This window comes from Nocardia sp. NBC_01388 (assembly GCF_045040085.1).
GTDB lineage: Bacteria > Actinomycetota > Actinomycetes > Mycobacteriales > Mycobacteriaceae > Nocardia.
The window spans coordinates 6624284-6645485 of sequence record NZ_CP109553.1 but is presented as its reverse complement, the minus strand read 5'-3'; the positions used below and the strand labels follow the sequence as shown (position 1 = coordinate 6645485).

Sequence of the window (21202 nt, the reverse complement as noted above, 5' to 3'; positions counted from 1 at the left end):
CGCACACCGTGTGCGGGTCGACCGGTAGCGTCCCCGATCATGAACCGGACGGTTCGGCGCGTCGCCACCAGTTATGCCCTGCTGCTGCCGAGCCTGCTCGGCGTCGGCTGTTTTCTGCTGCTCCCGATCGGGGTGGTGCTGTGGCTGAGTCTGCACAGCTGGAATCTGCTGGGGCCCATGCGGTTCACCGGACCGGCGAACTGGCGGTCGGTGCTGGGTGATCGGCAATTCGGACATTCGCTGCTGGTCACGCTGGCGCTCACGGTGCTGGTGGTGCCCGCGCAGACCGCTCTCGGGTTCGGCGTAGCGGCACTGCTCGCGCGGCGCGGGCGCGGGTCGGCGGTGCTGCGGGTGGTCTACGCGCTGCCGTGGATGTGCGCGCCGGTGGCGGTGGGCGTGGTGTGGCAGTGGATCTTCGCGCCCACCGGCGGTGCGCTGAACGCGCTGCTGGGGCGGCGCATCGAATGGCTCAGCGATACCGCGCTCGCGCTGCCGGCGGTGGCAATGGTGATCGTCTGGATGAATGTCGGTTATGTGGCTTTGTTCTTCGTTGCCGGAATACGCGCCATCCCAGCGGAAATCCTCGACGCCGGTGCGCTGGACGGCGCCACCGGCTGGCGGCGGGTGCGCTGGCTGATCCTGCCGCTGCTGCGACCGACCATGTTCTTCGTACTGGCCACCGGAGTGCTGAGCGTCTTCCAGACCTTCGACACCGTGTACGCGCTCACCAGGGGCGGGCCCGGCCATCACACGGATGTGGTGGCCATGCGCATGTATTCGGAGGCCTTCGACGCGGCGCGCCCGGGGCGGGCGGCGGTCATGGCGGTGGTGGTGTTCGCGGTCATGTTCGTGATCACCCTGGCGCAGCATCGCTACTTCCGGGATCGGACCAGCTATGAGTACTGAACTCCGCAGGGCGGCAGGGCGTTCCGTCGCGGCGTATGCCGTACTCATCGCGGGGGCGCTGCTGACGGTCGCACCGCTGGTGCTCAGCGCGTTCACCGCGCTGAAGACCTCCGGGCAGTTCACGAACGAATCCGCCTTGACGCCACCGCGTCCGGTGACGCTGGACAATTTCCGGGCGGTGCTCGATCAGGGGCTCGGGCGGGCGCTCGCGGTGACCGCGCTCATGACGGTGTGCATCACCTTCGGACAGCTCGTGATCTCGATCCTGGCGGCATACGCGTTCGCGCGCACCAGTTTTCCCGGGCGGGAAGCGATCTTCTGGGTGTATCTCGGCACCATGATGGTGCCCAGCGCCGTCACCCTCATACCGCTGTATCTCATGTTCGCGAAGCTCGGCTGGCTCAATACCTTCTGGGCGCTGGTGCTGCCGTTCGTGTTCGGTTCGCCGTACGCCATCTTCCTGCTGCGGCAGTACTTCCGGTCCATACCCGGTGAGCTCGTCGATGCGGCGCGGATGGACGGGGCGAATACCCTCGATATCCTGGTGCATATCGTGGTGCCGATGAGCCGGCCGATTCTGGCCACCCTCACGGTGATCACCATTGTCTCGCAGTGGAACAACTTCATGTGGCCGCTGGTCGCCGCCAGCGGGACGAAGTGGCAGGTGCTCACCGTGGCCACCGCGAATATGCAGACCCGGTACAACTCGCAGTGGCCGATCGTCATGGCGGCGACCACGCTCGCCATCGCGCCACTGGTGGTGCTGTTCTTGATATTCCAGCGGCAGGTGCTGCGGTCCATCGCGTGGACGGGGCTCAAATGAGGGTCAAGGACTCCACCCGGGCGCTGCTCGGGATCGTGCTGGCCGCGCTGCTGCTGATTGCGGCCGCACTGTGGCTGGGGCGCGACAATGACGGGTCGGGGCGCACCGTGGTGCGACTGCGCATCTGGGATCAGAGCTTCGTCCCCGCGTACCGGGCCTCGCTCGACGAATTCGAGCGGGCCAATCCGGATATCGAGGTGCGAATCACGCTGGTGCCGTGGGATTCCTATCCGCAGAAGCTGCGGCTGGATGTGGCGGGCGGGACTGCCGACGATCTGTTCTGGACGGGGTTGTACGAGGACTATGCCGACAGCGGGCGCCTGGTGGATATCGGGGCGGCGCTGGGTGCGGACGCCGCGCGGGTGTGGGATCCGGCCGCTGTCTCGCAGTTCACGCGCAATGGAAAGCTCTGGGCGGTACCGCAATTCGCGGACGGCGGGACGGCGGTGTTCTACAACCGGGATCTGCTGCATGCGGCCGGAGTCGATCCCGCCGAGATCGCGGGGGCGCGGTGGAATCCCGATGACGCCACCGATACTTTCCGGCCGCTGCTGCGACGGCTGCACGCGGTGTCGCAGTGGCCGTACAACGCCGCCAAGGACTACCAGTCCATAGAACTGCCCTACCTGGGTTCCGCCGGGGGACAATTGCAGCAGGGTGAGCAGTTCGCCTTCGCAAGTCCGCAGGGGCAGACCGCGTTCGGTTATCTGGTGCGGCTGATCGCCGACGGGTTGTCGCCCTCGGCGGCGGATACCGATAATAGCGGCGACTTCGCCAAAAACGCTTTCCTGCAGGGCAAGATGGCGCTGTTTCAATCGGGCAGCTTCAATCTCGCGACCATTGCGCGGAGTGCCGGGTTCCACTGGGGGCTGGCGCTGATTCCGCAGGGACCGGTCGGGCGGCTGAGCACCGATAATTCCGTGGGTGTGGCGGCCAATGCGGCGTCGAAGCATCCGGCGGCCGTGCGGCGGGTGCTGGCCTGGCTGGGCAGTCCGGCGGGTGATCGGTATCTGGGGGTCGACGGGGCCACCATTCCGGCCGTCATCTCCGAACGGCAGGTGTACCAGGACTATTGGGCTCGGCACGGTGTCGATGTGTCGGCCTTCTTCGATGTGCTGCGCGATGGGCAGATCGCCGCCGGGGGCGGACCGGGCTTTCCGGCCGCGCTGAAAGCGATGGATCCGATTCTCGCCGAGATGTTCTCGGGTCGAATTCCGGTGGCCGCTGGACTGGAGCGGGCACAGGCCGCGGCGAATGACGCAGTCGCGCAGCAGTAGGTCAGATGCGGCTGTGGTCGGTGTACGGGGTGCGCGGGCCGAATTTGGGTTTGTGCGCGAAACCTGCGAGGCCGAGTAGCCGGACGGCCCGATAGCGGTGCGGGCGAAGCGGTTCCAGGTACTCGATCATGGCGTCGTCGTCGATGGGACGGCCGAGCAGGGTCCAGCCGACCGTGGCGGCGAGGTGGAAATCACCTACCGACAGGGCATCCGGATCGCCGAAGGCGCGCTGGGCGATTTCGGCCGCCGTCCATACGCCGATCCCCGGTACGGTGCGCAGTCGCTTTTCCGCATCAGCGGGACTCAAGGCCGCCGCTTCCTCCAGCTTGGGAGCGATACGGGCTGCCAGCACAATGGTTTTCGAACGTTGCGGCTCCACATTCGCGCGGTGGTAGACCCAGGACGGAATGTGCCGCCAGGTCTCCGCATCCGGCATCACCCGCAAGCCGTCGGGGGCCGGGCCGGGCGCCGCAGTCCCGTAGCGCCACACCAGTTTCCGCCAAGCCGCGTGCGCGGTGCGGGTGTGCACCTTCTGCTCCAGCACCGCCGGGACCACGGCCTCGAAGACCAGGCCGGTGCGCAGCATGCGCAGGCCCGGATTGCGACGGTGCGCCTCGGCGACCTTCGGATGCTCGGGGGAGAAGTCGGTGAGGTCCTCGTCCAGGCACAGCATGTGCGGGAGTCGCTCGAGGAATTCCGCCGAGCCGGGCCCCCACGCCTGGGCGTCGACGCCGCAGCGGTCGAGCTGCCGCAGGCGGTAGGTGACCGGTCCGGTCGGCATGCGAGAGGCGTGCCAGTGCGCGCCGTCCGGGGTCTCACGGTGACAGGGGTCGCCGAGCCCGCGCCGCAGCGGCGAGACGGTGGCGGCGAGATCGATCGGACGCTCGGACCGCACCGTGCGCGTCTGAGCGGTGGCGATCGGCGCGGTGGTCACCGGGACATTCTGCGCCCCGGCGCGGCGGTGCCGCCGCCAGCCCATGCCGGTGGTGACCCCGGCCATAGGCGCCGCCGGGGGAGCCTGCCCCGGCGGCAACGCCGTCATGGCTGGTCGCTGGGCTCCGACAGGAATTGGGCGAGGTGCCGGAAGGACTTGCCGGCCAGCTGCTCGGCCTGGGTGCGGCACGAGAATCCGTCGGCGATCAAGATTGAATCGGGCTTTGCCGCGCGCACAGCCGAGAGCAGTCCGTTCTCAGCGACGGCGACCGATACGTCATAGTGCCCGCGCTGCATTCCGAAGTTTCCGGCGAGCCCGCAACAGCCGGCGATCTCCTGCACCGAAGCACCGGTACGTTCCAGAATCCGCCGATCCGCCGCGAACCCGGAGACCGCGTGCTCATGGCAGTGCGGCTGCACCAGCACGGTCTGCCCGCTCCGATCCGGCGGCTCCCAGCCCGGCTGCGCCTCGAGGAACTCGGCCAGGGTGCGCACCGCCCCCGCGACCGCGTTCGCCCGCGGATCCTCCGGCAGCAGACGCGGCAGATCCTCGCGCAGCGCGGCCGTGCACGACGGCTCGAGCCCGACCACCACGCCGCCACCGCGCACATGCGCGTCCAGCGCATCCACGGTGTCCCGCAACCGCTTCCGTGCGCCGTCCAATTGCCCCGTGGTGATCCAGGTCAGTCCGCAACACACCCGCCGCTCCGGAATGCCGACGGAATATCCCAGTGATTCGATCAATTCCACGGCGGCCCAAGCGATCTCCGGATCGAATGCATCGGTGAAACTATCGATCCACAGCATGACACCGGTCGACAGGACGGCTGGAGCCGATGCCGAATCACTGGGCGAGACAGCGTCTGCCCCGATCGGCAGCTGCGCGTCCGTCCCGTCGGCGGAGTCGGAGCGGACAGCACGGACTGCGCCCGAACTGTCGGTGGGGAGCGAGCCGGCGTGACCTTCTGTGATCGGCGCCGCGATTGTGACGTCGGCGGTGGCGCGCAGGGCAGTTTCATTCGGCGGCGGTCCGGATCGCGCACGGTCGCGCCAGGAGCGGCGAAAGCTGCGGGCCGCCAGGGGAGGCACGGGTCGGCGGGAGTCGATTCCGGCGGCGCGCAGCCCTATTCGGCGTAGCGGACCGGTGGCGGCGAAGGTGTTGAGTACGCGGGGGAATCGGGTGGCGATGGCGAGCCACTGGGGGAGGCGGCCCAGGGAGTAGTGGTCGAGGGGGCGGGGGCGGCGGTGGTAGCGCCGGTGCAGGGTTTCGGATTTGTAGGTGGCCATGTCGACGCCGGCGGGGCAGTCGGATGCGCAGGCCTTGCAGGAGAGGCAGAGGTCCAGGGATTCGGCTACCGCGTCGGAGCGCCAGTCGAGTGCGCCGCGCACCACCTCCTGCAGGACTCGGGCGCGGGCTCGGGTGCTGTCCTTCTCGTCGGCGGTGGCCTGGTACGACGGGCACATGAAGCCGCCGGCGAGGCTGGTATCGGCGCGGCATTTGCCGACGCCGACACAGCGATGCACGGCGGTGCCGATATCGCCGTCGGCAAGGAAGGCGAAGCCGCCCGCAGCCGGGACCGGGCGCAGGTCGGCGAGGCGCAGGTCGGCGTCGAGGGGGTTCGGGCGGACGAGGACACCGGGATTCAATACGTCTTCGGGGTCGAAGAGCGCCTTGAAATCGGCGAAGGCCGCCAGGGCCGCGGGGGAGTACATGTACTGCAGCAGTTCCGAGCGGGCGCGGCCGTCGCCGTGCTCACCGGACAGGGAACCGCCGAAGCTCACCACCTGGCGGGCGGCATCCTCCAGGAAGGCCCGGAACCGTTGCGGGGCATCCTTGATCGGCAGATCCAGACGTACGTGGATACAACCGTCACCCATATGCCCGTAGAGCAGACCATCGACCCGGTGCTCGTGCATCAACCGCTCGAATTCGCGCAGGTACGCACCCAATCGCTCGGGAGGCACCGCCGCGTCCTCCCATCCCGGCCACGCCGGATTGCCGTCCGGCGTACGACCCGACAGACCGGCGCCGTCCGCGCGGATCACCCACAGCGCCTTTGCTTCTCGCTGGTCCAGCACCACACGGGTGTCGAGCGCATGCGCGGATTCGCACAGCAGTTCAGCTACCTCGCGGGCCTGCTCGGCGGTATCGCCGGCGATCTCCACGAACAGCCAGCCGCCGCCGCGCGGCAGGTCGGGCACTCTGCCGGTATGCGCGCGCACCACATTCACCAGTCGCGCGTCCATACCTTCGACCGCGATCGGCCGGACCGCCATGATTGCCGCGATATCGTCTGCGGCCGTGGGCATATCCGGATAACCGAGCACCACGAGCACGGTGGCCGGGGGTATCGGCACCAGATCGACCGTCGCCTCCAGTAGCAGGCCGCACGTGCCTTCGGTCCCGACAAATGCCTGCGCTGCCGACGAACCATGCTCCGGCAGTAGGTGTTCCAGCGCATATCCGGACGCCTGCCGCTCGAACCGCCCCAGTTCGGTGCGGATCAGCGCCAGGTTCGAGCGGGTGAACTCGGCCAGGCCCGGCACCACCGCCAATTCACTACCGAGCCGTCGCTGCGCACCTGTCCCATCGAGAATTCGCAGCTCTCGCACGGTATCCGAGGTGCGCCCCCAGGCAACCGCCCGCGGCCCGCAGGCATTGTTGCCGATCATCCCGCCGAGCGTGCACCGATTCTGCGTCGACGGATCCGGCCCGAACCGCAACCCGTGCGGCGCAACCTCCCGCTGCAAATTCCCCAGCACCACCCCCGGCTGCACCCGCGCCCACCGCTGCTCGGCATCCACCTCGACGATCGCATTCATATGCCTGCTGAAATCCAGCACCACCCCCGCCCCGATGGCATTGCCCGCCACCGAAGTCCCCGCTCCTCGCGCGGTAACCCCCAGTCCCTCGTCCCGCGCGAACGCCAGCGCCTCGGCCACATCCGCCTCGGTCCGCGGAAAAACCACCGCCGCCGGCACCACCCGATAGTTCGACGCATCCGACGAATACTCGGCCCGCCGCCGCTCCGAGGCATCGACCTCCCCGGCAAGCCGCCCGCGCAACCCCCGCACCACCGATTCGCTCACCCCGCCAGCCTAGGAGCCGAGCCGCCGCACCACCGCTCACCCGCGCCACCTACCGACCGGCAGTCCACCCCGCACCACGCCCGCCCGAGACCACACAGCGCATGCCCCAGCCGAATTACTCCACAGGGCATGTTCAGTCGGTAGAGAGGCTGTTCGGTGAGAATCGGGCCGCAACCACCCCCACCTGCGCCACCCACCGACCGGCAGTCCACCCCGCACCACGCCCGCCCGAGACCACACAGCGCATGCCCCAGCCGAATTACTCCACAGGGCATGTTCAGTCGATAGAGAGGCTGTTCGGTGAGAATCGGGCCGCAAACACCCCCACCTGCAACACCCACCGACCGGCAGTTCACCCTGCATGCCAGATCGAGGCCGCACACACTTGTCTCAGCAGCACAGCTCTGATCAGCCATGTTCGATCGGTCGACGGGCTGTTCGGTGCGAAATGAGCGACGCCGCTTCGACGCGATGGCCGATTCCGCTGTGAGCGGACAACCGGGGGTATCGGCTTGTCCTGAACCTTTGTTGAGGTCTTACTGTCGGTGGTCTGGGGTTCGATGAAGTCCAGTGTGGTGAGGAGTCCGGGATGAGTATGGAAGCCGTAGCGCGGGATCAGCTGTATCGGCGGATGAACGCGCACACGGAGCAGCGGCCGTTGCGCGCGGGGACGGCGCGGCGGATTCTCGCTTTCGCGCGTCCGCATCACCGGCGGCTGGTGGCCTTCCTGGTGTTCAGCGTCGGGTCGGCGCTGCTGGCCGTCGCGACACCGGTGCTGGCGGGGCAGGTCGTGAACGACATCGTCAAGGGGTCGGCCCCGCGCACGGTGATCATGCTCGCGTCGATCATCGCGCTGGTGGCGGTGCTGGACGCGGGTTTGGGCCTGGTCATTCGGCTGCTGTCGGCGCGGATCGGCGAAGGGTTGATCTTCGATCTGCGGACCTCGGTCTTCGATCACGTACAGAAGATGCCGATCGCGTTCTTCACCCGCACTCGGACGGGCGCACTGGTCAGCCGTCTCAACAATGATGTGATCGGGGCCCAGCGGGCCTTCAGCACCACACTGTCCGGAGTTGTCACGAATGTGGTGACGCTGGCGCTGACGCTGGCGGTCATGCTGCGGTTGTCCTGGCAGATCACGCTGCTGGCACTGGTGCTGCTGCCGGTGTTCGTCCTGCCCGCGCGCCGGATGGGCGACAAGCTCGCCGGGATCCAGCGCGAGGCCGCGGGGCTGAATGCGTCCATGAGCACCCAGATGACGGAACGGTTCTCCGCGCCGGGCGCGACGCTGGTCAAACTGTTCGGACGCCCGCATCAGGAGTCCGCCGAATTCGGCGAGCGGGCCGGGCGGGTACGCGATATCGGTGTGCGGACCGCCATGCTGCAGACCTACTTCGTCACCGCACTCACGCTGGTGTCGGCGCTGGCCCTGGCGCTGGTGTACGGACTGGGCGGGTACTTCGCACTGAAGGGGACCCTGGAACCCGGTGCGGTGGTGGCACTTTCACTGCTGCTGGCCCGGCTGTACTCACCGCTGACCGCGCTGGCCAGTGCCCGGTTGGATGTCATGTCGGCGCTGGTGAGCTTCGAGCGGGTCTTCGAGGTGCTGGACCTGAAGCCGCTGATCGAGGACGCGCCCGACGCCGTCGCGGTGCCGGACGGCCCGATCACGGTGGAGCTGGACCGGGTGAACTTCGGCTATCCGTCCGCCGACAAGGTATCGCTGGCCTCGCTCGAGGATGTGGCGACGCTGGACAACCGCGGCGGGGACGAGGTGCTGCACGAGGTGTCGCTGCGGGCCGAACCCGGGCAGCTGGTGGCACTGGTCGGCTCCTCCGGGGCCGGGAAATCGACCATCGCGCAATTGGTTTCGCGGTTGTACGACGTGGATTCCGGATCGGTGCGGCTCGGCGGCACCGATGTGCGCGAGCTGACCGGGCGCTCCATACAGGACACCGTCGGCCTGGTCACCCAGGACGGGCACCTGTTCCACGACAGCATTCGCACCAATCTGCTGCTCGCCCGTCCCGAGGCCACCGAGGTGGAACTGTGGGATGCCTTGGAGCGCGCCCGTTTACGTGATCTCATCGCCTCACTGCCCGACGGTCTGGACACCGTGGTGGGCGAACGCGGCTACCGGCTCTCCGGCGGCGAACGCCAGCGCCTCACCATTGCCCGGCTGCTGCTCAAGCAGCCGCGCGTGGTCATCCTCGACGAGGCCACCGCCTCGCTGGACTCCACCTCCGAGGCCGCGGTGCAGGAGGCGCTCGCCGAGGCGCTGCAGGGCCGCACCGCGCTGGTGATCGCACACCGGCTCTCGACCATCCGCAATGCCGACCAGATTCTGGTCCTGGAGCACGGCCGCATTGTGGAGCGCGGCACCCACACCGAGCTGCTGGCGGCCGACGGCCGCTACTCCGAGCTCTACCGCACCCAGTTCGCGGACGACAGCGAGACGGCCGCCGCCTGATCCGCTATCGACCCGTACGGCCGCTGCCTGTCGACCCGCACTGTCCGCTGTTACCGGTTCGGCGAGCTGTTGCCGAACCGGCAAATAAAGTTGGCGTATCGGAAAAAGTCGATAGCGTCGTAGGCATGGGAGCACATACACACGAGCACGCGCATCAGCACGGCAACCCCGCCTCCGAGGACGGCGCCGCATCCGCGCACGGCCACTCCCACGGCCACGGTCACTCGCACGGGCACACCCACGACGGCATCGACTGGACCACGCAGATCGCCAATCTGCGCCGGGAGGATGCGATGGCGGCCGCGGCGCAGGCGGCGATCGCCGAGCGGCTCATCGGCCTGCTGCCCGATACCGGCGACGTGCCGGCCGTCTTGGACATCGGCGCGGGCGCGGGCGGGCAGAGCGCGGCATTCGCACGGGCCCTCGCGGCCCGCGGCGGCGGCCGGCTGGTGATCGCCGACGCGGTACCGGAACTCATCGAAGCCGCGCGCACCACCGCGGAGGCGGCCCGGGGCGGCGACGATCGGGTGACCATCGAGACGGTCCAGGTGGATGCCGCCGATGATGCGGCGGTCGCGGCGGTCCCGCCCGCCGATCTGGTCTGGGCCTCCCGCATGGTGCACCACCTGCCCGATCAGCAGGCGGCCACCGATCGCCTGGCCCGCCTGGTCCGCCCCGGCGGCTGGCTGGCCCTGGCCGAGGGCGGCCTCACCACCCGTTGTCTCCCATGGGATCTCGGCATCGGCGCCCCCGGGCTGCAGGACCGGCTGGCCGCCGCCCGCGAAACGGGATTCGGCCGTATGCGCGCCGAGATCACCGGCGCCGTCCGCATGCCCTACGGCTGGAGCACCGCCCTGACCAACGCCGGGCTGAGCGCGGCCACCTCCTTCAGCGTCCTCACCGATCATCCGGCACCCGCCGGCCCCGAGGTCCGCGCCAGTGTCGCCGCCTGGCTGGACGCGCTGCGCGGTCATATCGACGAGCAGATCACCGCCGAGGATCGCGCCACCATCGACGCGCTGCTCGATCCTGACGCCGACAGTTTCATAGCGGCTCGCAATGACGTTTTCATGCTCGGCGCCACCACAATTCATCTCGGCCGCCGCTGACCGATTGCCGTACCGGCAACCTATCCGCAACGCCGCCAACGGTATTCGGTGAATGCGGTGCGGCGGCCGCGTTTGCACAGCCGCAGCGCACGTCTGCAAGTACACCGGTATTCACAGCAGCACGGTGTCTGAGCGACACCGTGCTGTGACCGTTCCGTTAAGCGCGAGGCGGTCGCAAATGTCCTGCTGTACGGCATAATTCGACTTCCCTGGCACAGCTTTCACATACCTTTTTTCAGGCCGGGGGAGGAGTTTCGGTGAGTCGTACGACGGAGCAGCGGCGGGTAACCGCCATCGGTTTCGATGATATTCAGCGCTTTGCTGAGGTCGCGCGCGCAGGCGCGGAAAAACGGGAGTCCCGCGCCCGCGAGATACCGCCCATGGAATTGCGGGTGACCAGCGAATTCCGCCGGACCGAGGAACAGTGGACGGTCCCGGAGAAACTGGTGGCGGAGTGCACCACCGGCAAGGTGGTCGTCGATTTCACGCAGGCGTACTGTTCCCGCCGCGAGATCGATATGCAGGTCAGGGCGGGTTCCGGCGCGATCGTGGTGATCGTGCCGCGCGGCTGGCGGATCGATCTGGAAGCCGTGGAGTTCGGCACCGGACATGTGGTGAATCGCGTCAATCTGCCGCGTTTCCCGGGCGCTCCGCTGATTCGGATCCAGGGCCACGTGGAGTCGGGTGTGCTGCGGGCCCGATATGCGCATCGTTCTCCGGCGGAGTGGTTGCGGCGCTCGCGCTGAGAGTTGCGGTATGACGGATAGGTGACGCGCTGGCTGCTGCACGTCGACCTGGACCAATTCCAGGCCGCGGTCGAATTCCGCCGGCATCCGGAGCTGCGGGGCCGTCCGGTCATCGTGGGCGGAAACGGCGATCCGGAAGAGCCGCGGAAAGTGGTCTCCTGCGCGTCGTACCCGGCGCGGGCACACGGTGTGCGGGCCGGAATGCCGCTGCGGGCGGCACTGCGCGCTTGTCCGGACGGCGTCTTTCTCCCGCAGGATCTGGCTACCTACGCGGAGGCGTCCGAGGAAATCATGGCGCTGCTGCGCACTTTCCCCGGACGGGTGGAAGTGCTCGGGTTAGACGAGGCCTTTCTGGCGGTGGACACCGACGATCCTGAGCAGCTCGCGCGCGAAATCCGCAGTGCCATCGAAGAATTGGTCCTGACATGCGCCGTCGGAATCGGGGACAACAAGACTCGGGCCAAACTCGCCACCGGCTTCGCCAAGGCGGTCGGAAAGTCCGGTGACGCCGCCGCCGAGCGGGATGCCGGAACGGGTATCTTCCGGCTCACGGCGGACAATTGGACCGAACTGATGGCGCACCGGCCCACCACCGCGCTGTGGGGCGTCGGTGCGCGCATCGCAAAACGTATGAGCGCCTTGGGGATAACGACCATCGCCGAGCTGGCGGCCGCGGATCGGGAACTGCTCGCCAAGGAATTCGGGCCCAATACCGGACCGTACCTGTGGGTCCTGGGCCACGGCGCGGGCGATACCGAGGTGGCCGAGCCGCGGGAACCGGTGGGGCACAGTCGATCCGAGACCTTTCCCGCCGATCTCACCGAGCGCGCCGAATTCGACGCCGCTGTCACCCGCCTGGCGACCCAGGTCGCCGGGGAGACCCTCGCCGGCGGGCGCAGCGTGGCGCGCATCGGCGTGACCGTCCGCACCAGCACCTTCTTCACCCGCACCAAACAGCGGAAACTCGCACAGGCCACCACCGATGTGGACGAGGTCGTGCAGACCGCACTGCGGGTACTGCACGGCTTCGAACTGGACCGGCCCATCCGGTTACTCGGCGTGCGCGTGGAATTCGGCCCGCCCGCCGAGTGACCGAGCGTCGAGCGCGGTGACCGAGCGTCGAGCGCGGTGACCGAGCGTCGAGCGGGAAGACCACGTTTGCAATGCTGGGACCAGGCATACGGACGGAAGGCACCCATCGATGACCAATTACGAGAACATCAGCTTCGAGCACAATGGCCCGATCGCCCGCATTACGCTGAACCGGCCGAAGGCCGCGAACGGCATCGACCAGGCGCTCGCCGACGAATTGGCACAGGCCGCCCTGTACTGCTCGGAGGATCCCGCCATCAAGGTGGTGGTACTCACCGGCGCCGGGAAATTCTTCTCCGCGGGCGGCGATCTGCGGGCCATGGCGGGCAGCGACGACACCGGTGCGTTCATCGCCAAGCTGGCGGGCACGCTGCACGAGGCGGTGTCCGCCCTGGCCCGCATGGACGCCCTGCTGATCGTCGCTGTGAACGGCACCGCGGCGGGCGCCGGCTTCAGTCTCGCGGTGGCCGGTGATCTGGTGGTCGCGAGCGAATCGGCCTCGTTCACCATGGCGTACACCAAGGTCGGGCTGAGTCCGGACGGCGGCGCGTCCTACTACCTGCCGCGTCTGATCGGCGTGCGCCGCACCCAGGACCTCATGCTCACCAACCGCGTGCTCAGCGCCGCCGAGGCGCTCGACTGGGGGCTGCTGCACCAGGTGGTGCCGGATGCGGATCTCGCCGACACCGTGGAGCAGCTGGCCCAGCAGTTCGCGCAGGGGCCGAAGGGTTCCAATGCGAATGTGAAGAAGCTGCTGCTGGTCTCGTCGCAGCACACCCTCGAGGAGCAGCTGGCCACCGAGGCCAATTTCATTACGCGCGCCGCCGAATCGGCCGACGGGGCCGAGGGCATCACCGCGTTCCTCGGTAAGCGTTCGCCGAAATTCGCCTGAGGAACGCGGCTCTCGCCGATTACTGCTCGATGAACTCGAGGATGTCGGAGTTCACCTGCGCCGCATGCGAAATGTAGAGGCCGTGCCCCGCTGTCGGGTACTCCTTCAGCACCGCATGCGGCGCGAGCTTGATCGCCTGGTAGCTGCTGACCTCGATCGGGATCGACTGATCGACCAATCCGTGCAGCAGCAGGAACGGGATGGTCAGGCCGGCGACATCCGGCCGGTGATCGGAGGCCAGCAGGTCCCGTTGCACCTGACGGGTGGCGTACGGGGAGGCCGACAGGCAGCGCTGTACCTCGAAGTCGATGACGGCCGCGGAGACATTGTTGCCGAGGTGGGTGGCGAAGTAGCCCTGTGCCCGGGCGGCGAACCACTTCGGGCGGTCGGCGTCCAGCTCCGCCATCGACGCCTCGAGCAGCTCGGGCGGTACGCCCGCCGGGTTGTCCCCGGTCTGCGTCATAAAGGGAATAGCGGGGGCCAGCAGGGCAATTCGCGATACCCGGCGCTCACCGTGCCTGGCCAGATAGCGCACCAGCTCGGCGCCGCCGGCCGAGTGACCGACCAGGGTGACATCGGTCAGGTCCAGGTGCTCGATGAGTGCGGCGATATCGTCGGCGCGGGTGTCGACGTCGTAGCCACCGGACGGACGATCCGAGCGGCCGTGGCCGCGGCGGTCCAGCAGAATGCAGCGGTAGCCGTGCTGGACGAGGAACGGCACCTGGTATTCCCACATATCCGCATTGAGGACCCAGCCGGCGGCGAAGACGATCGGCGCGCCGGTGCCGTAATCCTCGTAGGCGAGGGTGGTGCCGTCGGTGGTGGTCTGGAAGTAAGGCATATCTGCTGCGCTCCTTGGGCTTTCGCTCTCTGCCTGTTGCTTGCTGAGATCAACGATGCTCCGCCGCGGGAACGAAAGCGATTACGCGCGAGGTAAAGTCGCCGATTATTGCGGGAAGATCGCCCTGACCAGCGCCGGAGCCTATGCTCGGACCATGGAGTTCCAGGCGATGGTGGCACACAAGACGGACAGCGGGATCTCACTGCTCCACGAGACGGTCGGCGACGACTTCCTCGGGCCGGGGGACGTGACGATCAAGGTGCACTTCACGAGTGCCAACTACAAGGACGGACTGGCCATCACCCCCGGTGGGGGCGTGGTGCGCGAGTATCCGATCGTCCCGGGCATCGATATCACCGGTGAGGTTTTCGCCTCCGGCAACCCCGAATTCGCGGTCGGCGACCTGGTGGTCGCACACGGCTACGAGATCGGCACCGCCCGCAACGGCGGCTTCGCCGAATACGCGCGGGTGCCCGCCGAATGGGTCGTGAAACTCGACGGTCTCACCCCGCGCGAGGCGGCGACCCTGGGCACCGCCGGATTCACCGCCGCCCTGAGCGTGCAGGCGCTGCTCGACCACGGTCTCACCCCCGAAAGCGGTCCGGTGCTGGTCACCGGGGCGACGGGCGGCGTCGGCAGCGTGGCCGTCGATATTCTGAGCGGGCTCGGCTTCGAGGTCATCGCCTCCACCGGCAAGATCGGTGCGACCGAACTGCTCAACGCACTCGGTGCGAAGTCCGTGGTCGGGCGGCTGCCCGCCGAGGGCGAAAAGCTGCGCCCGCTCGGTAAGGCACAGTGGGCCGCCGCGGTGGACAGTGTCGGCGGATCCTCGCTCGCGCATATTCTCTCGGCCGTGAAATACGGTGGCGCGGTGGCGGTTTCCGGCCTCACCGGCGGCAGCGACCTGCCCACCACGGTACTGCCCTTCATTCTGCGCGGCGTCTCGCTGCTCGGCATCGACTCCGTGCAGCTGCCGATCTCGATCCGCCGCGAATTGTGGGCGCGGCTCGCCAAAGACCTGAAGCCCCAGCACCTTTCGCTGCTGGAAAACTATGCCCCGATCACCGAGGCCGAAGCGGTCCTGCATTCCGTGCTGGAGGGCACCCACTCCGGCCGCACCGTCCTCGGCGTCGCGGGCGAGTTCTAGCCGACAATCGCTCGCACGAGGTTGTGGTCGGAGGTACCGGCCACATCCTCGACGACCGCATCGTGGGCGGCGATGCCGCGGACCACCACGTGATCGATGAACTGGGATTTGGCGCCGTCGGTGCGCGGCCGCGTGGGTTGGGAGTCCGGCGCGAGGCCGGCGACGGTGAATGCCGCACCGAGCGCGGCGCCCACCGTCGCCCGGTCGGCATTGAAATCGCCCAGCAGCACGGCCGGTGCGGTGGCCGCCAGCGCGGCCAGATCGGCGAACTGCCCGTCGCGGCGGAAATCGCCCGTCACATGGGTGGCGACCACGAGCACCCCCTCCACCTCGACCGCGAGCGCACCCTTACCGGGATCGGTCGCGAAGGACGCGGCGGCGACCTCCTTACCCGGGCCGTCGACGATGAGTACGAGGTACTCGGCGCGCTCGGCGAGCACTGACGCGATGCGGCGCGGATTCGGTATCCGCGGATAGCGGAGGGTATGAAAAGTGCTGGTGGGCAGAGCCGCCCGTAGGCTCGCCAGCTGATCGCCACTGACCTCCTGCAATGCGACGACCCTTTCGGATCGCCGGGCCACCACGCCGGTGACAGCGGCGATTCGCTCGGCCTCCACCGGCCACTGCGCGGCAATCTCGTTGGCGTAGTTGTCGGCGTGGACCCTGTGCAGCACATTCCAGGTAGCGACAGTGATCATGAATAGTCACGTTACCGAGATACGAACGGACCGTGCGAGTTTCGTTTCACATGAAACACGCACGGTCCGTCGGTTATGCGGTTGAACTATGAGGCCAGGCCGGTCAGGCCGTGGCGCTCAGCGACCTGCCGTCCAGGGCCGGCTCGAGCACCGGTTCGATGGCGTAGGCCAGGATGTCTGCCACGTCGGCGACGGGACGGACGTCCAGGGCGGCCAGCACCTCGGCGGGGACTTCGTCGAGGTCCGGCTCATTGCGGGCCGGGATGAAGACGGTCTTCAAACCGGCACGCTGAGCGGCGAGCAGCTTCTGCTTCACGCCGCCGATGGGCAGCACCCGGCCGTTCAGGGTGACCTCACCGGTCATGCCGACGTCCGAACGGACCTGCCGGCCCAGGGCCAGCGACACCAGGGCGGTGACCATGGTGACACCCGCGGAGGGACCGTCCTTCGGGACCGCGCCCGCCGGGAAGTGGATGTGGATATTGCGATCCAGCATCTTCGGCTCGATGCCGATCTCCTCCAGGTGGGAGCGGACGTAGGTCAGGGCGATCTGCGCGGACTCCTTCATGACGTCACCCAGCTGACCGGTCAGGGTGAGCGAGCGCTCGCCCTCGGCGGCATTGGCCTCGATGTAGAGGACATCGCCACCGGCGCCGGTCACGGCCAGACCCGTTGCCACACCGGGGACCGCGGTGCGTTCCACCCCGTCGGGGGTGAAGCGCGGACGGCCCAGGTACTCCTTCAGGTCATCGAGTCCGATCACCAGCGGCGCGGGGCCGCTGTCGTAACCGAGCTCGGAACCGTAGCCCAAATCAGCTGTGAGCCCATCGCTCTCGCTGAGCGACTTCGCATCGGGCACGAAATCTCCGGCGATGACGATGCTTTCGGGAGCGTTCAGGTCAGCCGACTCCGACAGCTTGGTCGCCGCCTTGCGCAGCGCCTTGGCGATCAGCCGCTCCATCTGCCGCACACCGGCTTCCCGGGTGTAGTTGGCGGCGACCTCACGCAGCGCCTCGTTCGTGATCACGACCTCCTCGCCGGTCAGAGCATTGCGCTCCAACTGACGCGGGATCAGGAAGTCACGGGCGATGGCCACCTTGTCGTCCTCGGTGTAACCGTCGACGGTGATGATCTCCATGCGGTCCAGCAGCGGTCCGGGAATGGTGTCCATGACATTCGCGGTCGCGATGAACAGCACATCGGACAGGTCGAGATCCAGATCCAGGTAGTGATCGCGGAAGGTGTGGTTCTGCGCGGGGTCCAGGACCTCGAGCAGTGCCGCCGCCGGATCACCGCGGAAATCGGAGCCGACCTTGTCGATCTCGTCCAGCAGGACAACGGGATTCATCGAACCCGCCTCCTTCATGGCCCGGACGATGCGCCCCGGCAGCGCGCCGACGTAGGTGCGCCGGTGCCCGCGGATCTCGGCCTCGTCGCGCACGCCACCCAGGGCGACCCGGACGAACTTGCGGCCCAGGGCCCGCGCCACGGACTCACCCAGCGAGGTCTTACCCACACCGGGCGGGCCGACCAGCACCAGCACCGCGCCGGAACCGCGACCGCCCACGACCTCCAGGCCGCGTGCGGCCCGGCGGGCGCGCACCGCCAGGTACTCGACCATGCGGTCCTTGACCTCGTCCAGGCCGTGGTGATCGGCGTCCAGCACCGCGCGGGCCGCCGAGACATCGGTGCTGTCAGCGGTTTTCACGCTGAACGGCAACTCCAGGACGGTGTCCAGCCAGGTGCGGATCCAGCCCGATTCGGGGCTCTGATCGCTGGAACGCTCCAGGCGATCGACCTCTCGCAGGGCAGCCTCGCGAATATTGTCCGGCAGCTCCGCGGTCTCGACCCGGGTGCGGTAATCGTCCGCACCGTCGGGCTCACCCTCGCCCAGCTCCTTGCGAATAGCGTTGAGCTGCTGGCGAAGCAGGAATTCGCGCTGACTCTTCTCGACGCCCTCGCGCACTTCCTCGCTGATCTTCTCGCTGACCTCGGTCTCCGCGATGTGCGTCTTGGTCCAGCCGATCAGCTTGGTCAGACGGGTTGCGGTATCGAGGGTTTCGAGCAGTTCGCGCTTGTCCTCATTGGTCAGGTAGGTCGCCCAGCCGGCCGCGTCGGCAATGGCCGACGGATCGTTCAGCTGATTGACGGCGTCGATGACCTGCCACGCCTCACGGCGCTGCAGCACGGCCACGACAAGCTTCTTGTAATCGGCGGCAAGCTCTCTGGTGCGGCCGTCGGCCTCGGGGAGCTCGACCGGCTCGGCCTCGACCCAGAGCGCCGCGCCCGGACCGGTCACGCCGTGCCCGATCTTCGCGCGCCCCTCGGCCTTCAGCACCGCGGCGGGTGCGCCGCCGCGCATGCGGCCGACCTGTTCGATGGTGGCGACCACGCCGTAGGTGGCGTAGCCCTCGTCCAGGCGCGGCGCGACCAGCACCTGGTTGACCTTGCCCGCCCGCGCGGCATCGATGGCGGCCTGTGCGGACTCGTCCAGCTCGATCGGAACGACCATGCCGGGCAGCACGATCGGATCGGTCAGGAACAGGACCGGCAGGTTCTGTGAATCAGTCACGTCTTCGACCCTTCCAAGATTGAGCGTCTATCACTCAACTCAGGTTGAGCGTTACCTTGTCAACCTCACTACCCCTGGACTAATTCCGCACGCCCGTTCACCCCCAGCGAACGGTCGTTGTATCTTGATTGTCAAGCTAAATTCATACGAACAGGGAGCTCATCCGCATGTCCAGCGACATCGAGGCCCGGCTGGGAGCGGCCGTGCAGGCATATCAGGCATCGGTCGACGACTTCGACCGCGAGCTCGCCCGCCTGATGGGGGTGAACGAGACGGACCTGCGCTGCCTGGAAATCCTGATCGGCGGACAGGACGCGGCGCCCAGTACGCTCGCCGTCCGGCTCGGCCTGACCAGCGGGAGCGTCACCACCATGCTGGATCGGCTGGAGAAGCTCGACTACCTCAGCCGGCATCCACACCCCACCGACCGGCGCAAGACCCTGGTCCGGATCACACCGCGCGCGCTCGAACGCGCCCTCGGGCTGATGGCGCCCTTCCTCGACGACTCCCGCCACATCGTGGCGAAGTACACCCCCGAGCAGCTCGAACTGATCATCGGCTTCCTCGACGCCAGCCGGACCACCCAGAACGAGCACGTCCAGCGGCTACGGGCCATGCCCGATCAGAAAGCTTGACAATCAAGTGACTTGAAGTTCAAGATATATCTGTCGGCGCGGTCGAGATTCCCGCGATCGATATTCGAGAGTTTCAGGTTTCAGGAGGTCGTCACCATGCACGTCATCATCATCGGAGCCGGTACCGGCGGTATGTGCCTGGCGCACGGCCTCCGTCAGGCGAACGTTTCCGTCGCGGTCTACGAGCGCTACGGTTCTCGCAGGGACGGGCTGTACGGCTACCGCGTCGGCCTGGACGCCACCGGCGGGCGCGCGCTCGAGCAGTGCCTGCCGCCGAAGCTGTACGAAACCTTCGTCGCCACCTGCGCCCGGGCGCCGCGCTACTTCAACGTGCTGACCGAGAAGATGCGGACCACGGCCAGCATTACGCTCGGCGAGGCCGGCGACGGGGAGCGTTCGGTCTCCCGCTCCACCCTGCGCCAGGTGCTGTTCACCGGAATGGACGATGTCGTGACGTACGGCAAGGTGTACACGCACTACACCCAGCACCCCAATGGCACAGTCACCGCACACTTTTCGGACGGGACCAGCGCCGAGGGCGATGTGCTCGTCTCGGCGGAGGGCACCCGTTCGGCCATCCGGCAGCAGTACCTGCCGCATGCGGAGATCAAGGACTCCGGCATTACCGCGCTGGCCACGAAAACCCCACTGACACACGAGATTCGGGAGATACTCAGCACCGAGTTCGAACAGGGCATCAACCTCATCTTCGGCAGGGGCGGCATGATGGGCATGCTGCACGTCATGGAGTTTCCCTGGGACGAGAACGGTAAGCCCAAGGCGGGCAAGGACGCTGGGCTCCTCGATGTCTGGGATGGCTTGCAGTACGACAACACTCGCGACTACGTGAACCTCTCGGTGTGGAGTGCGCACGACCACTTCCCCGAAGGCGTCACCGAATTGCGTGGCCGGGAACTCGTGCAGGCGGTGCTGAGCGCGACCAGCGGCTGGGATCCCAAGTTGCGCCGCATGATCGAACTGTCCGATCCGGATGCCGCTTTCCCACTGCGGATTTCGACTTCGGTGCCGATCGACGCGTGGCAGCCGACCAATATCACGCTGCTCGGCGATGCCATTCACACCATGACGCCGGGTCAGGGCGTCGGCGCGAACACCGCGCTGCGCGATGCCGCACTGCTGTGCCGGAAGCTGGTCGCGGCGGCGCGCGGCGAGCAGGAGTTGATCGCCGCGATCGGCGAATACGAGGCCGAGATCGTGCCCTACGGCTTCGCCCGGGTCGCCGATTCACTCGACAACAATGGCACCAGCGCCGACGATCCGCTCTACAGCCCGATCATGGGCCGGTTCGCGCTCTTCGCCGCGCGCCGGTACTTCAGCCTGACCGCCAAGATCCCCGCCCTGCGCCGGAAATTCCTGGCCGACCTGCGGGACTACCGCGACGCGTGAACGGTGACGGGTGTGCCCGGAATATTGTTTCCATGGACATAGTTTCTATGTACAGTAAATATCGGACGCACTTCCGCCACACCCAGGAGTCAGCCATGACCACCGCACCCACACTCACCGGCCAGGACATCGCCGAGGCCGAAGGGGCGGTCACCGCCCTGCTCGAGGCGACGCTCGCCGCCAACGGATTCAGCACCACCAGCAAGGAATACGCCGTGCTGCGCGCACTGGCGACGCGCGGGCCGGTCGCCGTACCGGCCGAATTCCACGCCTATCTGGCCGGGCAGCGGCAACTCGGCATCGATGCGGCGGGCGCGGCCGCACTACTCGGCGGAATGGAAGCCAAGGGGTTCGTCGGCGGTGCCGCCGTGGACGGCCCCGGGCCGGTGGAGCTCACCGCCGCGGGGGCCGCCGAGCTGAAGACCCTGATGCAGACGGTCGGGCCGCTGACCCGGCCCATCTTCGGCGGATCCGATCCGGAGGAGCTTGCCACCGCGCATCGGGTGTTGGCTTCGGTCATCGAGCGGGCGAAGAAGCTCCGCGCGGGACAGGCGCTGTGAAAAC

General features: G+C 67.7%; 17 protein-coding genes. 12 read left to right on the top strand and 5 right to left on the bottom strand.

The window, feature by feature from the left end; genetic code table 11:
* Positions 1-39: 39 nt before the first annotated feature.
* Genes OG716_RS31905 through OG716_RS31895 form a run of 3 tightly spaced genes read left to right on the top strand, consistent with a single transcriptional unit; the run spans position 40 to position 3006 of the window.
* On the top strand, positions 40-906 hold the full coding sequence (locus OG716_RS31905; RefSeq protein ID WP_405134176.1) for a carbohydrate ABC transporter permease: 867 nt from the start codon (positions 40-42) through the stop codon (positions 904-906).
* Positions 896-1729, top strand: a complete 834-nt coding sequence (locus OG716_RS31900) for a carbohydrate ABC transporter permease (protein WP_405134175.1) — start codon at positions 896-898, stop codon at positions 1727-1729. Before OG716_RS31905 ends, OG716_RS31900 begins: the two co-directional genes overlap by 11 nt.
* A complete protein-coding gene (locus OG716_RS31895; protein ID WP_405134174.1) occupies positions 1726-3006 on the top strand; it encodes an ABC transporter substrate-binding protein in 1281 nt (426 codons plus the stop codon). The genes OG716_RS31900 and OG716_RS31895 overlap by 4 nt, the downstream gene beginning before the upstream one ends.
* Position 3007: 1 nt before the next feature.
* Here OG716_RS31895 and OG716_RS31890 read toward each other — a convergent pair whose 3' ends face one another.
* Together OG716_RS31890 and OG716_RS31885 are read right to left on the bottom strand one after the other, a co-directional pair.
* Positions 3008-3985: a DNA-3-methyladenine glycosylase family protein gene (locus OG716_RS31890; protein ID WP_405140046.1), complete on the bottom strand. Its 978-nt coding sequence runs from the start codon at positions 3983-3985 to the stop codon at positions 3008-3010.
* Between the two features lie 59 nt (positions 3986-4044).
* A complete protein-coding gene (locus tag OG716_RS31885; RefSeq protein ID WP_405134173.1) occupies positions 4045-7029 on the bottom strand; it encodes an FAD-binding and (Fe-S)-binding domain-containing protein in 2985 nt (994 codons plus the stop codon).
* 589 nt (positions 7030-7618) lie between these two features.
* Here OG716_RS31885 and OG716_RS31880 point away from each other — a divergent pair.
* The 5 genes from OG716_RS31880 to OG716_RS31860 all read left to right on the top strand — a co-directional run bounded on the left by OG716_RS31880 (position 7619) and on the right by OG716_RS31860 (position 13338).
* Positions 7619-9499, top strand: a complete 1881-nt coding sequence (locus OG716_RS31880) for an ABC transporter ATP-binding protein (protein ID WP_405134172.1) — start codon at positions 7619-7621, stop codon at positions 9497-9499.
* Positions 9500-9624: 125 nt separating this feature from the next.
* Positions 9625-10608 carry a methyltransferase gene (locus OG716_RS31875; RefSeq protein ID WP_405134171.1) on the top strand — a complete coding sequence of 328 codons (984 nt, stop codon included), beginning with the start codon at positions 9625-9627 and terminating at the stop codon, positions 10606-10608.
* 257 nt (positions 10609-10865) lie between these two features.
* Positions 10866-11354: a hypothetical protein gene (locus tag OG716_RS31870; protein ID WP_405134170.1), complete on the top strand. Its 489-nt coding sequence runs from the start codon at positions 10866-10868 to the stop codon at positions 11352-11354.
* 21 nt (positions 11355-11375) lie between these two features.
* Positions 11376-12446, top strand: a complete 1071-nt coding sequence (locus OG716_RS31865; protein ID WP_405134169.1) for a DNA polymerase IV — start codon at positions 11376-11378, stop codon at positions 12444-12446.
* A 109-nt stretch (positions 12447-12555) separates the two neighbouring features.
* Positions 12556-13338 (top strand): enoyl-CoA hydratase/isomerase family protein, encoded by a 783-nt coding sequence (locus OG716_RS31860; protein ID WP_405134168.1) that lies wholly within the window; start codon positions 12556-12558, stop codon positions 13336-13338.
* Between the two features lie 19 nt (positions 13339-13357).
* Here the strand turns inward: OG716_RS31860 and OG716_RS31855 are convergent, their stop codons facing one another.
* Positions 13358-14179, bottom strand: coding sequence for an alpha/beta fold hydrolase (locus tag OG716_RS31855; RefSeq protein WP_405134167.1), 822 nt, complete (start codon positions 14177-14179; stop codon positions 13358-13360).
* Positions 14180-14333: 154 nt separating this feature from the next.
* Between OG716_RS31855 and OG716_RS31850 the strand changes: the two genes are divergently transcribed.
* A complete protein-coding gene (locus OG716_RS31850) occupies positions 14334-15326 on the top strand; it encodes an acryloyl-CoA reductase (RefSeq protein ID WP_405134166.1) in 993 nt (330 codons plus the stop codon).
* Here OG716_RS31850 and OG716_RS31845 read toward each other — a convergent pair.
* Entirely contained in the window at positions 15323-16024 is a 702-nt protein-coding gene (locus tag OG716_RS31845; RefSeq protein WP_405134165.1) for an endonuclease/exonuclease/phosphatase family protein, read from the bottom strand. The two genes, OG716_RS31850 and OG716_RS31845, sit on opposite strands and share 4 nt — an antisense overlap.
* Before the next feature lie 103 nt (positions 16025-16127).
* A complete protein-coding gene (gene lon, locus OG716_RS31840; RefSeq protein ID WP_405140044.1) occupies positions 16128-18536 on the bottom strand; it encodes an endopeptidase La in 2409 nt (802 codons plus the stop codon).
* A 227-nt stretch (positions 18537-18763) separates the two neighbouring features.
* Between lon and OG716_RS31835 the strand changes: the two genes are divergently transcribed.
* From OG716_RS31835 to OG716_RS31825, 3 genes are all read left to right on the top strand, one after another.
* On the top strand, positions 18764-19231 hold the full coding sequence (locus tag OG716_RS31835) for a MarR family winged helix-turn-helix transcriptional regulator (protein ID WP_405134164.1): 468 nt from the start codon (positions 18764-18766) through the stop codon (positions 19229-19231).
* A 96-nt stretch (positions 19232-19327) separates the two neighbouring features.
* On the top strand, positions 19328-20638 hold the full coding sequence (locus tag OG716_RS31830) for an FAD-dependent oxidoreductase (protein WP_405134163.1): 1311 nt from the start codon (positions 19328-19330) through the stop codon (positions 20636-20638).
* A 95-nt stretch (positions 20639-20733) separates the two neighbouring features.
* A complete protein-coding gene (locus OG716_RS31825; protein WP_405134162.1) occupies positions 20734-21198 on the top strand; it encodes a hypothetical protein in 465 nt (154 codons plus the stop codon).
* Positions 21199-21202 lie beyond the last annotated feature (4 nt).

Coding starts and splice junctions, on each gene's coding strand:
- OG716_RS31905 (WP_405134176.1), top strand. CDS start 40: ATGAACCGGACGGTTCGGCGCGTCGCCACCAGTTATGCCCTGCTGCTG.
- OG716_RS31900 (WP_405134175.1), top strand. CDS start 896: ATGAGTACTGAACTCCGCAGGGCGGCAGGGCGTTCCGTCGCGGCGTAT.
- OG716_RS31895 (WP_405134174.1), top strand. CDS start 1,726: ATGAGGGTCAAGGACTCCACCCGGGCGCTGCTCGGGATCGTGCTGGCC.
- OG716_RS31890 (WP_405140046.1), bottom strand. CDS start 3,985: ATGGGCTGGCGGCGGCACCGCCGCGCCGGGGCGCAGAATGTCCCGGTG.
- OG716_RS31880 (WP_405134172.1), top strand. CDS start 7,619: ATGAGTATGGAAGCCGTAGCGCGGGATCAGCTGTATCGGCGGATGAAC.
- OG716_RS31875 (WP_405134171.1), top strand. CDS start 9,625: ATGGGAGCACATACACACGAGCACGCGCATCAGCACGGCAACCCCGCC.
- OG716_RS31860 (WP_405134168.1), top strand. CDS start 12,556: ATGACCAATTACGAGAACATCAGCTTCGAGCACAATGGCCCGATCGCC.
- OG716_RS31855 (WP_405134167.1), bottom strand. CDS start 14,179: ATGCCTTACTTCCAGACCACCACCGACGGCACCACCCTCGCCTACGAG.
- OG716_RS31850 (WP_405134166.1), top strand. CDS start 14,334: ATGGAGTTCCAGGCGATGGTGGCACACAAGACGGACAGCGGGATCTCA.
- OG716_RS31845 (WP_405134165.1), bottom strand. CDS start 16,024: ATGATCACTGTCGCTACCTGGAATGTGCTGCACAGGGTCCACGCCGAC.
- lon (WP_405140044.1), bottom strand. CDS start 18,536: ATGGTCGTTCCGATCGAGCTGGACGAGTCCGCACAGGCCGCCATCGAT.
- OG716_RS31835 (WP_405134164.1), top strand. CDS start 18,764: ATGTCCAGCGACATCGAGGCCCGGCTGGGAGCGGCCGTGCAGGCATAT.
- OG716_RS31830 (WP_405134163.1), top strand. CDS start 19,328: ATGCACGTCATCATCATCGGAGCCGGTACCGGCGGTATGTGCCTGGCG.
- OG716_RS31825 (WP_405134162.1), top strand. CDS start 20,734: ATGACCACCGCACCCACACTCACCGGCCAGGACATCGCCGAGGCCGAA.